Origin of the sequence: Oceanospirillum beijerinckii DSM 7166, assembly GCF_000422425.1 — a bacterium.
Taxonomy (GTDB): Bacteria; Pseudomonadota; Gammaproteobacteria; order Pseudomonadales; family Halomonadaceae; genus Oceanospirillum; species Oceanospirillum beijerinckii.
The window spans coordinates 14,013-27,015 of record NZ_AULT01000007.1 but is presented as its reverse complement, the minus strand read 5'-3'; the positions used below and the strand labels follow the sequence as shown (position 1 = coordinate 27,015).

Annotated in this window: 13 protein-coding genes and 1 tRNA gene; 6 read left to right on the top strand and 8 right to left on the bottom strand. The window is 46.4% G+C overall.

Going from position 1 to position 13,003, the window contains the following annotated elements:
* Positions 1–52 precede the first annotated feature (52 nt).
* The 4 genes from H579_RS23865 to H579_RS0101765 form a co-directional block, all read right to left on the bottom strand.
* Positions 53–367, bottom strand: coding sequence for a hypothetical protein (locus H579_RS23865; protein ID WP_036565068.1), 315 nt, complete (start codon positions 365–367; stop codon positions 53–55).
* A gap of 228 nt (positions 368–595) precedes the next feature.
* On the bottom strand, positions 596–865 hold the full coding sequence (locus H579_RS30025) for a transposase (RefSeq protein ID WP_425411331.1): 270 nt from the start codon (positions 863–865) through the stop codon (positions 596–598).
* A 274-nt stretch (positions 866–1,139) separates the two neighbouring features.
* Positions 1,140–1,859 carry an LrgB family protein gene (locus tag H579_RS0101770; RefSeq protein WP_028299234.1) on the bottom strand — a complete coding sequence of 240 codons (720 nt, stop codon included), beginning with the start codon at positions 1,857–1,859 and terminating at the stop codon, positions 1,140–1,142.
* 1 nt (position 1,860) lies between these two features.
* Positions 1,861–2,214 (bottom strand): CidA/LrgA family protein, encoded by a 354-nt coding sequence (locus H579_RS0101765; RefSeq protein WP_036565067.1) that lies wholly within the window; start codon positions 2,212–2,214, stop codon positions 1,861–1,863.
* 524 nt (positions 2,215–2,738) lie between these two features.
* On the opposite strand from H579_RS0101765, the gene fabV reads away from it, so the two are divergent.
* Positions 2,739–3,941 carry an enoyl-ACP reductase FabV gene (fabV, locus tag H579_RS0101760; protein WP_028299232.1) on the top strand — a complete coding sequence of 401 codons (1,203 nt, stop codon included), beginning with the start codon at positions 2,739–2,741 and terminating at the stop codon, positions 3,939–3,941.
* Positions 3,942–4,124: 183 nt separating this feature from the next.
* On the opposite strand, the gene H579_RS0101755 is transcribed toward fabV, so the two are convergent.
* A tRNA-Asn gene (locus H579_RS0101755) sits at positions 4,125–4,200 on the bottom strand.
* Positions 4,201–4,415: 215 nt separating this feature from the next.
* On the opposite strand from H579_RS0101755, the gene H579_RS27525 reads away from it, so the two are divergent.
* Both H579_RS27525 and H579_RS0101745 read left to right on the top strand, forming a co-directional pair.
* The gene (locus H579_RS27525; RefSeq protein ID WP_157834533.1) at positions 4,416–5,564 is read left to right on the top strand and encodes an EAL and HDOD domain-containing protein; all 1,149 of its coding nucleotides are present in this window, start codon (positions 4,416–4,418) and stop codon (positions 5,562–5,564) included.
* Between the two features lie 4 nt (positions 5,565–5,568).
* A complete protein-coding gene (locus H579_RS0101745; protein WP_028299230.1) occupies positions 5,569–6,540 on the top strand; it encodes a chemotaxis protein CheV in 972 nt (323 codons plus the stop codon).
* A 197-nt stretch (positions 6,541–6,737) separates the two neighbouring features.
* Here H579_RS0101745 and mtnA read toward each other — a convergent pair whose 3' ends face one another.
* Complete coding sequence (gene mtnA, locus H579_RS0101740; RefSeq protein ID WP_028299229.1) at positions 6,738–7,814, bottom strand: S-methyl-5-thioribose-1-phosphate isomerase; 1,077 nt, start codon at positions 7,812–7,814, stop codon at positions 6,738–6,740.
* A gap of 139 nt (positions 7,815–7,953) precedes the next feature.
* Between mtnA and H579_RS0101735 the strand changes: the two genes are divergently transcribed.
* The 3 genes from H579_RS0101735 (at position 7,954) to H579_RS0101725 (ending at position 10,765) form a co-directional block, all read left to right on the top strand.
* Complete coding sequence (locus H579_RS0101735; protein ID WP_028299228.1) at positions 7,954–9,282, top strand: TRZ/ATZ family hydrolase; 1,329 nt, start codon at positions 7,954–7,956, stop codon at positions 9,280–9,282.
* A complete protein-coding gene (gene ubiG / locus H579_RS0101730) occupies positions 9,275–9,997 on the top strand; it encodes a bifunctional 2-polyprenyl-6-hydroxyphenol methylase/3-demethylubiquinol 3-O-methyltransferase UbiG (RefSeq protein ID WP_028299227.1) in 723 nt (240 codons plus the stop codon). The genes H579_RS0101735 and ubiG overlap by 8 nt, the downstream gene beginning before the upstream one ends.
* A gap of 105 nt (positions 9,998–10,102) precedes the next feature.
* Positions 10,103–10,765 carry an HAD family hydrolase gene (locus tag H579_RS0101725; RefSeq protein ID WP_028299226.1) on the top strand — a complete coding sequence of 221 codons (663 nt, stop codon included), beginning with the start codon at positions 10,103–10,105 and terminating at the stop codon, positions 10,763–10,765.
* Positions 10,766–10,898: 133 nt separating this feature from the next.
* Here H579_RS0101725 and H579_RS0101720 read toward each other — a convergent pair whose 3' ends face one another.
* Entirely contained in the window at positions 10,899–12,089 is a 1,191-nt protein-coding gene (locus H579_RS0101720; protein WP_028299225.1) for a quaternary amine ABC transporter ATP-binding protein, read from the bottom strand.
* On the bottom strand, positions 12,086–12,973 hold the full coding sequence (locus H579_RS0101715) for an ABC transporter permease (protein ID WP_028299224.1): 888 nt from the start codon (positions 12,971–12,973) through the stop codon (positions 12,086–12,088). Before H579_RS0101715 ends, H579_RS0101720 begins: the two co-directional genes overlap by 4 nt.
* Positions 12,974–13,003 lie beyond the last annotated feature (30 nt).

The window sequence follows — 13,003 nt, the reverse complement described above, 5'->3', positions numbered from 1 at the left end:
GAATTGCATATTAAAAAATCAGAAAACAAGTCGCTATAAGCCTATCTAAAACCTAATACTTTCTAGCCCCTAGCCAAATAAAAGTACCTTCATCAGAGCGATGAACGGATAATATGATATATCCTTTTTCCAAATAGAGATCCAGGCTGTGCCTGTTATATCGGGCATTTGTCCGGATAATGTGGCCTGAGCTAAAAATTTGCTCAGCCTCGGCCTGATCTAAGTGAAGCACCTTTGACCTAAGTCGGTACTGCGCAAGCCAATCTTCCATAACAACGCTGGAAATGTCTCCTTCCCAATAGGGTAAATCCGGGTGCTGCCAATGACCATTATTATCACATTTCACTTCCGCAGGTTGCAGTGTCATTTATCTTTCCTTAGTGATTAAACTGCGTATTTTTAGCAAAAACAGGCCTTAAACAAATATATAAATTTAAGCCCAGGAATTCAAACCGATCAAGAAAGAATTGTCAATAATATCATTCGGTTTATGATTTAATATCAATAGGGTTGGTCACTAAATAAAAATTAAATCCGATCGCTAAAATAGATAAATTTGTTGAAGGACGGAAATAAATAAAAAACTAATGCGACACTATAGGTCTGAAAAAATATAAAGATAAATAATAACTAATAGGTGATAAATGCGATATTTCTCTCTGTAGTCGGTTAGGATGTCATTCACTGACTGGCAGAGGTCTTTAAAGCTTAAATTTGTTGAGATCGGTAGCCACTCATACTTTATTTTTTTCCAAAGCAATTCTATTGAGTTCAGTTCTGGCGAGTAAGTCGGGAGAAAGATTATGTAAACCCGCTGATTGACCCACTCGTAGCACATTTTTTTAAACTTTTTTGAGCGATGCATTGGTGAGGGGGCGATATAAATTGGCGCCCCGATGAAGAAGAGGTGTAGCATTTTGATTGCTCGGAAGGCATAGGGGCACCGAATAAATCAAACTGATTATCTCGGTCAACTTGTGCTTTTTGATGTGCCATCAGGGGTAAACTCTGTAGCAGGCTGACAATACTGTAATATCAACGTTGCCAGCCCTTTTGCGACAACCTCGCTTCGTCCGGAAAATACGGGCTTTAGTGGGAAAAGTGCGGTATGCCTACTTAGCACGTTAGAAATCAGCCTCTCAAATACCTAAAAAGCGTACTAACAACGGTAAGATAAAGGCACTCAACATGCCCGTTAACCCCATAGCCAAACCCGCAAAAGCACCTGCGATAGAGCTCACCGTAAAACTCTGAGCCGTACCAAAACCGTGTGCCGCCAAACCCATGGTAAAGCCCTGCACACTATGGTCTTCAATTTTTAACCAACGGAACATGATTGGCCCGATCACACAACCGATAGCACCTGTCACCAATACTAGTCCCGCCGTTAATGACGGATAACCCCCTATCTTTTCTGCGATACCCATAGCAATCGGTGATGTAACGGATTTTGGTGTCAGGGACAGCACCGTTTCACGACTGCCGCCCATAGCAATCACAATGGCAATAGTGGATAACGCTGCAGTAAAGATTCCTGAAATACAAGCGATAATCAGCGGCCAGAACATCTGCTTTACTCGCTCCAGATGATCAAACAGAGGAATTGCGAGCGCAACCGTCGCAGGACCGAGTAGAAAGTGGATAAACTGCGCACCCTCAAAGTACTGCTCATAACTGGTGCCCACCAGGGTTAAAAAAGCAACAATCAAAGCAATTGCCACAATTACCGGGTGTAAAAAAGCACTACCACCAGCCATGCGGTTAATATGACTGGCAATCAGAAAACCGATGATCGTTACCATAATACTGAGCAAGGGGCTGGCAGAAAGATATACCCATAATGTATTGAGCTCGTCCATTTTACTGCTCCTGTGTAATTTTATTTTTGGCCAGCCTATCCAGGATCACACCGGTTACCAGCAAGGTAATTGCAGTGCTCAAAATCAAAGCGGTAAGGATGGTTAGACCATCTGCAGCAATCAACTGATAATGCACCATCAATCCCACCCCTGCGGGAACAAATAGAAGAGCAAGATATGACAAAAGCCCCTCACTGGCCTGACGAATGCCTTTTGGCACCTCCCCATGCATGATTAATCCCGCTAACAAAATGACCATCCCCACCACGGGGCTGGGGAAAGGTAGATCCAGATAACGCACAATAATCTCACCACAAAATTGGCAGACCAGAAGAACTAAAAAACCAAATAGCATAACGATAACTCAGCATTTAAATCATCAAAGCGCGCTATTGAACCATGGAGAAAAAATAATAGAAATTGGCTTTAAGGCAAAACACCTACTGGTAGGACCAGTTATTTGCTGCACTCGCTCAATCTTGCGTTGTAATCATTTTGATAACAATAATTCACACAGACGTCATCTTATAAGGTCAAAGTGAGGCGATATACAAAGAACAGGAGCATTGAATCATGCGCAATACCCGTTATCCAGGGCACTTTTCTGGTTTCACCTGTGAATATTGTTTTCGCAAACTGCCTCGTTCCGAGTTTTACTTACCATTGGAACGGGTTTACCTGAAACACTGCCGTAGTTGTACGACAGCCCAACAAAAGAGAAGCCGTCAACTTAAAGCAGCTTAATCAAACAGTTAATTCGTTGTCATCACAAGACCTTCGCCATAGAGTAAGGTATGATTAGCGCCAACAAAATGGACGCCAGCTAAATTCTGGCCTGGCACTTTTCTCCACTTAAAGTGACAACGACACAGACGAATTATGATTATTAAACCAAAGATTCGCGGCTTTATTTGTACCACCACTCACCCAGCTGGCTGTGAAGCTAATGTGCGTGAACAAATTGAGTTCACCAAAGCACAAGGCCCTATTAAAAATGGTCCCAAACGAGTTTTGGTAATTGGCTCTTCCAGTGGTTATGGCTTGTCTTCCCGTATTGCTGCCGCTTTTGGCTCTGAGGCAGCCACCCTGGGTGTGTTTTTTGAAAAGCCGGGCACAGAGAAGAAAACCGGTACTGCAGGTTGGTACAATGCTGCAGCATTCGACAAACTGGCCAATGAAGCAGGCTTATATGCCAAAAGCATCAATGGTGATGCGTTTTCTCACGAAGCCCGGGCTAAAGTGATTGAGCTAATCAAGCAGGACTTAGGCTCTGTGGACATGGTTGTTTACTCCCTGGCCTCTCCTGTGCGTAAGCTACCAGACAGCGGCGAAGTGATTCGCTCCAGCCTGAAACCAATCGGCGAACCGTATCGCTCTACTGCTATCGACACCAACAAAGATGTCATCATCGAAGCTGAGATTGAACCGGCTACCGAGCAGGAGGTTCAGGATACCATTACGGTTATGGGCGGCGAGGACTGGGAGCTGTGGATCAATGCGCTGTCTGATGCAGGCGTACTGTCCGAAGACTGCAAAACTGTTGCTTACTCCTACATAGGCACCGATATCACCTGGCCGATCTACTGGCATGGTGCATTAGGCAAAGCCAAAGAAGATTTGGATCGAGCAGCAAGCGAGTTGAACGGTAAACTATCAGAAAAGGGCGGCAGTGCTAACGTTGCTGTGCTGAAATCGGTTGTGACTCAGGCAAGCTCCGCAATTCCTGTCATGCCTCTGTACCTTGCTATGGTCTTTAAAATTATGCGTGAGAAAGAGCTGCATGAAGGTTGTATGCAGCAAATTCATCGCATGTTCAGCAACCAGCTGTATAAAGATGATCAAGGTGCTCCAGAGTTAGATGACACCAACCGTCTTCGCTTGGATGACTGGGAGCTGCGTGATGATGTTCAACAAGCTTGCCGTGAGTTGTGGCCAACTGTAACGTCAGAAAACCTGTTTGATGTGACGGATTACCAGCTCTACAAAGATGAGTTCCTGAAGCTCTTTGGTTTTGGCATTGAAGGCGTTGATTACGACGCGGATGTTAGCCCCCTGGTAGATTTTGAGCCGATTACTCTTTAGTTAAAGGTGCTGCCAGAAAGCTGCAATTAAAGAGATAAAGGGCTGTTCAAGCAGCAGGTTATCCAAGAGGTCTGAGTAATCAGGCCTTTTTTATTGCGCCTTCTTAGGTAGAACCTGTAAACAAGCGCTATATTTGGGTTACGGGCATAAAAAAAGCCAGCTAAAAAGCTGGCTTTTCGAATTTGGCTCCCCGAGCAGGACTCGAACCTGCGACCAATAGATTAACAGTCTACTGCTCTACCAACTGAGCTATCAGGGATCTATTTAATAGATGGCGCATATTTTATACCGATATCCCTGAAGGTCAACTACTTTTTTTAGTTTTTTTTGCATTGAAAACAATAAGTTTCACTAGAATAAGAGTATGATGACTCTACATGGATATGACACTTGATGACGGCTATGGAACAACACCCAGATGATACACCCCTGATCCATTTTGTTCGCATCCCTGTATGCGACAGTCAGTTTAACGTGCTGGCTTATGAACTGGTCAGCTGTGAAGAGGGCTCGGTTAAGCCTGCTGTACCTGAAATAGTTTCATCAGCCCTGACTGATCCAAGAATTCACGACCTGCTTAACAATCGCCCTGCAATGATTCACACCTGTGCGGAAACCCTGCAGCAACTGTATTATGACCTGAGCTTCCCACTGAATCAGTTCTGGTTTATGTGTGACAGCAATCGAATCTCCGCTATGAACAGGAATTTAGTCTGTGGCTTAAAGCAGCGGGGGGCTAAGCTTGGCATCAGCCTGAATCAGGGAAAGCTTCCCCCGCTTGACGACTATCTGGCAGACGAAATCTCTTTTTTCCGTGCCCCAATCACTTATTATCAAAACAGTCAATCCAACGCACTACCAAGAGATACGTGGCTGAAGATAGCCTCCGGTGTTGATAATATCAGTTTGTTTCAACAGCTACAGCTACTAGATATTAAAGGTACCCAAGGGCTCTATCTACCGCGACCTCAAACAACGGAACTTAAACGGTTTCCAAGTAACAAATTGATTGCATTAGAGATTCTGAACCTCGTTGGCGACATCAATGTTTCCTTCGAAGAATTAGAAAAACTTATCGTTCAGGACTTACAGCTGTATTATAAACTGTTAAGATTCATCAATTCTGCGTATTATGGTTTTAATCGTAAAATCAACAATATCAAAGAAGCACTGATCTATCTTGGCTTGAATACTTTGCGTAGCATCACCTTGGTGATTGCCCTGTCGGAGTCTACCAATCGCTCACCAGATTTATTCTATCTGGCCCTGAACCGGGCAAAGATGTGTGAAATTCTGGCAGAATCAAGCGGCTGGTCCAACGAGTCAATATTCTTTAATGCAGGCTTGATATCTTTATTGGACGTATTACTGGACATCCCCATGGCCATGATACTTTCAGAGTTACCTTTAAGTACCGAGATCAAGAATGCGGTACTGCACTCGGAAGGACGCACAGGCGCGGCCTTGCAGTGTGCAATGTACTATGAAAACGTAGACTGGCAAAAAATCGTGGACAGCCAGTTTAACAAGGATCTAGCTCACTCGGCATATTTGGAAGCTAGCCGATGGGCAACCGCGCTACAACAAAGCTTAATGGCAATGGCGGATTCACAGGAGTGTTGAAGAAATGAGTAAGCTTCTTCACAGCGTAAACCAAAGAACACAGCTGGCAGGTGAAAACCGCCTGGAGCTGCTTTTATTTCGCTTGGAAGACAAACAGCTTTACGGCATTAATGTTTTCAAAGTGAAAAAGATCATCACTTGCCCGGATCTGACGGCGATGCCACATCGTCATCCTATTGCTCTGGGCGTTGCGAACACTATGGATGGGCCGCTGCCTATCCTGGATCTGAAATTAGCCATTGGTCATGGTAATTCTGAGCAAGTTCGTGGCAAGAGTGTTATCGTTGCTGAATACAACCGTAAGATGCAGGGCTTCTTGGTCGATCGTGTTGAACATATTATCAATATCGAGTGGAGTGATATTCACCCACCACCACGTGGTGTAGGCCGAGAACATTACCTGACGGCAATTTCCAAGCATCAGGATGAAATTATTGAGATCATCGATGTAGAAAAAATCATCGCTGAAATCATGCCGTTCAACGAGCAGATGGACGCACCACTATCGGAAGCCCTGGATACTGCTCTGAACCAAAAAGCGCAAGAAGCAGGCGCGGATGAAGCTCAAGCTAAAAAAAGCAAAAATGTTCTAGTTGTTGATGACTCGGTTGTAGCCCGGAATCAGATCAAACGCTGCTTGGAGGCTGCCGGTTTTACCTGTACCCTGCTGAAAAATGGTTTAGAGGCTTATCAATTCCTGGAAAACATGACCATGGAAGGCCGAAACCCAACCGATGAATATCTGATGATGATCTCAGATATCGAAATGCCAGAGATGGACGGTTATACCCTGACTCGTCGAGTTAAAGAAAACCCGGACATGAAAGCCCTGTATGTACTATTACACACCTCTTTGAGCGGCGTATTTAACAAAGCGATGGTTGAAAAAGTAGGCGCGGATAATTTCCTGCCTAAATTTGACGCCAATGAATTAGCCAGTGCTGTACTGAAACTACTAAATGGTGAAACAGACTAAGCATCTATCACTCATAGAGTCAGCAGCAAGTACCTAAGCAGACGTTTTCTCGACATTCATATCCTTATTATCTCCGGTCACTGGCCGGAGATGGCGAAGACATTTATGCTGCAGTATTTAGCTGGTTTAAAACAAAAGCCGTATATTACGGCTTTTGTTATTTTTAAGTCAGAGAATTAAAGCATTTAATAATCAGATTAGTGCAAGCGATCATTACTCATCAGCAGCTCCATCTTTTCTCGATTTGGCCGTTCAACCACACCTTTCTCTGTCACAATCACATCAATCAGATCAGCAGGCGTCACATCGAATACAGGATTGATTACTTCAACCCCTTCTGGAGCAAGCTGCTGCCCTTTCACAGAAACAACCTCATCAGCCCCGCGCTCTTCAATGGGAATATCCTCACCACTCTCCAGTGCCATATCGATAGTACTGGAAGGCGCAACCACCATAAAACGCACACCATGATGCATCGCTAACACTGCCAGGCTGTATGTACCGATCTTATTAGCCACATCGCCATTAGCAGTAATGCGGTCTGCTCCGACAATTACCCAGGAAATATCATGAGTTTTCATGATATGGGCCGCTGCACCTTCAACGTTAAGGGAAACAGGAATATCATCTTTCATCAACTCCCAGGCAGTCAAACGAGACCCCTGGAACCACGGACGGGTCTCATCCGCATAAACATGGTCAATAATGCCTTTTTTGTATGCGGTACGAATCACACCCAGCGCCGTCCCCATGCCACCGGTTGCCAGAGAGCCTGTATTGCAATGAGTCATGACACCACGGCCATCATCTTGTGAAGCCGCAATAATATCTGCACCAAATTCCCCCATAGTGCGGTTAGCAGCCAGGTCAGACTCATGAATCTGAATAGCTTCTTTTAGCAGGGACTGCTCCGGATCCAGATCATCTGCTAGTAGCTTGATGCGTTTTTCCATACGATCCAACGCCCAAAACAGATTCACTGCAGTAGGACGGGATTCTGCCAAAACCTTAATGGACTTTTTAATACTCTCTTTCCACATAAAGCTATCACGGGCAAAACAGGCACGAGCCGCAAGAACGACACCGTACGCAGCTGTAATGCCAATTGCAGGGGCGCCACGGACTACCATATCCCTGATAGCATCAGCCACTGCCTCTGCCGTTTCATAGACAAGATAAGTTTCTTGCTCTGGCAGGATGCGCTGATCCAGTAATTCCAGACAATCATTCTGCCAGATAATGGCTTCTACACCTTTTGAATCAGGGGCGTTCATCGACGACTCCAAGCAAAAACTACAAAGAAATAAACTAAAGGCGGCTATTATAGCTATGACAGTCAAAATCGACAGTGCCAGCAAGACAAAAAGTGCATATACTGTACGGAAGTTTTTGTTATTTATCGGGATTTTTGCCATGCCAACACAAGTGGATACCCTGTTGCATGCCCGCTGGGTCATTCCAGTGGATCTGGAGCGCTCTATTCTTGAGCATCACAGTGTCGCGATTAATCAGGGCAAGATTATTGCTATCATGCCGTCTGACCAAGCCAAGCAAACCTACCAGGGGCACCAGGAACTGGAGCTGGATAACCACGCCCTGATGCCAGGTCTGATTAACGCTCATGGTCATGCAGCAATGAGCCTGTTCCGAGGCCTGGCAGATGATCTACCCTTAATGACCTGGCTGGAAAAACATATTTGGCCTGCCGAAGGTCAATGGGTCAGCCCTGATTTTGTCCGTGATGGCACCCGCCTGGCGATTGCCGAGATGCTGCAATCAGGCACCACCTGCTTTAGCGATATGTATTTTTACCCGGATGTTTGTGCTGAAGTCGCGAGCGAACACAAAGTGCGCGCTCAGGTATGCTGCCCAATTCTGGACTTCCCTACACCTTGGGCCAGCAATGCCGAAGAAGGTATTCACAAAGCGATAGAAGTACATGCCGACTTCCGTCATAACCCGCTGATTAATATCGCTTTTGGCCCTCATGCACCTTACACTGTCTCAGATGAGCCGCTGAAAAAGATCGCCAGTTACCGGGAAGAACTACAAATACCAGTACAGATGCATGTGCATGAAACCGCTTTTGAAGTGACTGAAGCAGAGAAAAATGGCCCTCGCCCTATTGCTCGCCTAGAACAACTGGGTTTACTGGGCCCAGACTTTCAGGCGGTACATGTCACTCAGGTAAATGATGAAGATCGCAAGATTCTGGCCAAGTACCAAGTGAACGTTGTGCATTGCCCAGAGTCCAACTTAAAGCTGGCCAGCGGTTTTTGCCCGGTACATGAGCTACAACAAGCCGGTATCAACGTAGCGCTTGGCACCGATGGCGCAGCAAGTAATAACGACCTGGATATGTTCGGTGAGATGCAAAATGCCGCTCAATTAGCCAAAGCCGTTTCTGGTAATGCCGCAGCCCTACCCGCCTATGAAGCAATTGCCATGGCGACCATTAATGGCGCCAGGGCTTTAGGCATTGATGATGTAACCGGAAGTCTTGAAATTGGCAAAGCCGCCGATATTATTGCGCTGGATTTGGATCAACTGACAGCACTACCTGTGTATAATCCCGTTTCTCAACTGGTTTATACGCGCATGGCCGATAAGGTTCAGCATGTTTGGGTCAATGGCGAACAACTGGTAAAAGATAAACAACTGACACAGTTTGATACGGATCAGCTCAAACAGAAAGCCCGTGAATGGGGAGCAAAGATCCTTGCAGGAGAACGAAATGACTGACACCCAAACCACCCGTAACGTTGACTTTTCTGAAGTGGCCAAGTTTGAAGCCCTGGCTACTCGCTGGTGGGATCGTGAAAGTGAATTCAAACCCCTGCATGATATCAATCCACTGCGTCTGAATTTTATTGATGAACGCGCCAATCTGGCAGAAAAAAAAGTGCTGGATGTAGGCTGTGGTGGTGGCATCCTAAGTGAAAGCATGGCTCTGCGTGGTGCTGATGTGTCTGGTATTGATATGGGCGAAGCACCACTGTCCGTAGCCAAACTACACCAGCTGGAAAGCGGCCTGGAGATCAACTACCGTCGCATGACAGCAGAAGAGCTGGCTGAGCAGGAGCCGGAACAGTACGACGTAGTAACCTGTCTGGAGATGCTGGAACACGTACCTGAGCCTGCCAATGTCATTGAAGCCTGCGCCAGACTGGTTAAACCAGGCGGCCAGGTGTTTTTCTCTACTATCAACCGCAACCCTAAAGCCTATCTGTTTGCCATTATTGGTGCGGAATATGTACTAAACATGCTGCCAAAAGGCACTCACGATTTCAGCAAATTTATCCGCCCATCTGAGCTGGGCAGCTGGTGTCGCGCAGCAGGCCTGGAATTGGGTGATATTACTGGCATGACCTACAATCCGTTGACCAAACAGTACAAACTGGACAAAAATGATGTTCAGGTAAACTACTTACTGCAATGTCGTAAACCGGAAGCCTGAGGCCTCGCGCTCAATCTTTAATAGAGCTGCAGCAGTATAAAAATAGCGCCTCAACTCATCTTATTGCCGAGGCGCTTTGTTTAACCAACCCAAGAGCCCATCGCTATGTCATCTTCATCCCCTTCCGCTGTACTGTTTGATCTGGATGGCACCCTGATTGATACCGCCGATGATTTATCGGCATGTTTAAATATTCTCTTAGCGGAAGAAGGTCTGGAGACTTTGCCTCACGGCGTCATTCGTAAGCAGGTCTCAAACGGCGCCAATGCCATGATCCGCTTGGGTTTTGGCCAGCTACAGGACGAACGAGCACAGCAATTGCGACAGCGCCTGTTAGTGCACTACGAAAACAATATTGCCCACCATAGCCGCTGGTTTGATGGATTAGAGCAATTTACCGTAGAACTAAAACAAGCGGGTATTCCTTGGGGTATCGTCACCAACAAGCCCCGCCTCTATACCGATCTATTACTGAATGCCATGGAGATTGACCGCCATGTAGATGTGGTCGTTTGTCCCGATGATCTGAATATTTCCAAGCCTGATCCTCGCCCTCTGCTGCACGCCTGCGAACAGGTGTCAGTTGATGCGCTTCAGGCTGTTTATGTTGGCGATCATATTCGCGATATTCAGGCCGGTAGAGCTGCAGGGATGAAAACCATAGCCGCAGCTTATGGCTATATTGAAGAGGGTGATGATATTAACCTATGGCAAGCGGATTATATTATTCAACAGGGCACAGAGTTAAAAAGCTTGCTGAAGCTATAACAAGCCATTGATCCTTTATTTTAACAAGAGCATAAAAAAGCCCGATAGAGTATCGGGCCCAGGGGAACGATAACCAACGATGCACATCAGGCCAGTTAGCTCTTAGCTCAAGCGTCTGTAATCGCCTTCCATCTCATCTTCCTGGTGATCCTGTCAATACCTGCATTAGGCTTTCCCGGCTCAGCTGGCCCGTTAATTCACCAGATTCATTCACTACGGGGAGTGGACATTCATGATTCAATGTCTGTGGAATAATATCTTCCAGGGGGCTATCCGGCGAGATCACCGGCGCACCTTCAGAAGCGGCATCATCAAGCGACTGAACCCCTTTCTCTTCTGCCAGATCTGTCAGCTGACCAAGAGTAAATGCACCTTTAAAGCCATCATCAGCCACATAGAAACCGTAATCAGACTTCTGCTCACGCATCTGCTTCACCGCTTCATCGATATTATCTGATGAGATACGGCATAATGCAGGCTGCATCACTGTTTCAACCGTCAGAGCCCGGGCACGATTGACATCACGCACAAACTTCTCAACGTAATCATCTGCCGGTTCCAATAGAATCTCAGCTGGTTTTCCTACCTGAATCAGTTCACCATCACGTAAAATGGCAATACGATCACCAATGCGCAGCGCTTCATCCAGGTCGTGGGTAATAAAAACAATGGTTTTATGCAGCTTACTTTGCAGCTGAACCAGCTGGTCCTGCATTTCGCTACGAATCAGCGGATCAAGAGCAGAAAACGCTTCATCCATCAGCAGAATCTCAGCATCGGTACACAAAGCACGGGCCAAACCCACGCGCTGCTGCTGACCACCGGAGAGTTGCGCCGGATACTGCTGTTCATAGCCCGCTAGACCAACATCCTCTAACCAGCGTTTAGCATGCTTATCACGCTCCGCTTTTGCTACCCCCTGATTTTTTAAGCCATAGGCGACGTTATCCAATACACTGTAATGAGGCAAAAGACCAAAACGCTGGAATACCATAGACATCTTCTTACGACGGAATTCTCTGAGGGTTTTCTCGTCGTAGGTCATAATATCCTCACCTTCAACCTCAACGCGTCCCTCGGTAGGATCGATCAAGCGATTAAAGTGACGAATCAGTGTCGATTTGCCGGAGCCGGACAGCCCCATAATGACGAAGATTTCTCCGCGCTGGATGTCGAGATTGATCTCTCTTAAACCCAGGGTATGACCTGTTTCCGTCAGGATCTCATCCTTGGTTTTGCCGCTATGCACCAATTCCATATGCCGCTTAGGCTTATTACCAAACAGCTTATAAAGACCTGCAATTTTAATTAATGGCTGACTCATGAGTGCTGATCTCCCATATGACGCTGGGCACGCTTGGCATAAGCCTGAGACACCCGATCAAAAATAATAGCCAGAACCACGATGGCACCACCATTGAGCAAGCCCAGAGTAAAGTACTGGTTGGTAATGGATTTCAGCACCGGCTGCCCTAGTCCCGCCACACCAATCATTGAAGCAATAACCACCATCGCCAGCGCCATCATAATGGTCTGGTTGATACCCGCCATAATATTAGGCATTGCCAGAGGTAGCTCAACATTGAGCAGACGTTGCCATGGAGATGCGCCATAGGCATCCGCCGCTTCAAGCACCTCTTTATCAACCAGCCTGATACCCAGGTTGGTTAGACGTATCACCGGAGGGATAGCATAGATCACCACCGCAATCAGGCCTGGAATCTTGCCGATTCCCAGTAGCATCACCACAGGGATCAGGTACACGAAAGCAGGCATCGTCTGCATAATATCCAGTATCGGCGTCACCACCGCCTGTACACGATCAGAACGCGCCATAGCGATACCGATAGGGATACCCAGAACAATGGAGAGCAAGGTACATACAGTAATGATACTGAGCGTACTCATAGTATCTTCCCACATACCCAGATAGCCCACCAAAAACAGGCTCACCCCGACACCGATGGTGAGCTTGATTGAACGAGCTGCCAGATGAGTGATAACTAACAATATACCGATCATCAACCACCAGGGAGTGGCAATTAACAGCTTTTCAAACCAGATCAGGAAAGTCAGCAAAGGGTCAAAGAGGGATTCGATAGTCTCACCATATTCACGGGAAAACTCACGGTAAGCACCATCTAACGTTTTGCGCAGAGCCATCAAATCTCCGCGACTCAATTCGGGAAATTCTGTCAGCCAGGACATAAATACCACCTAAATCATCAAACAAAAAGG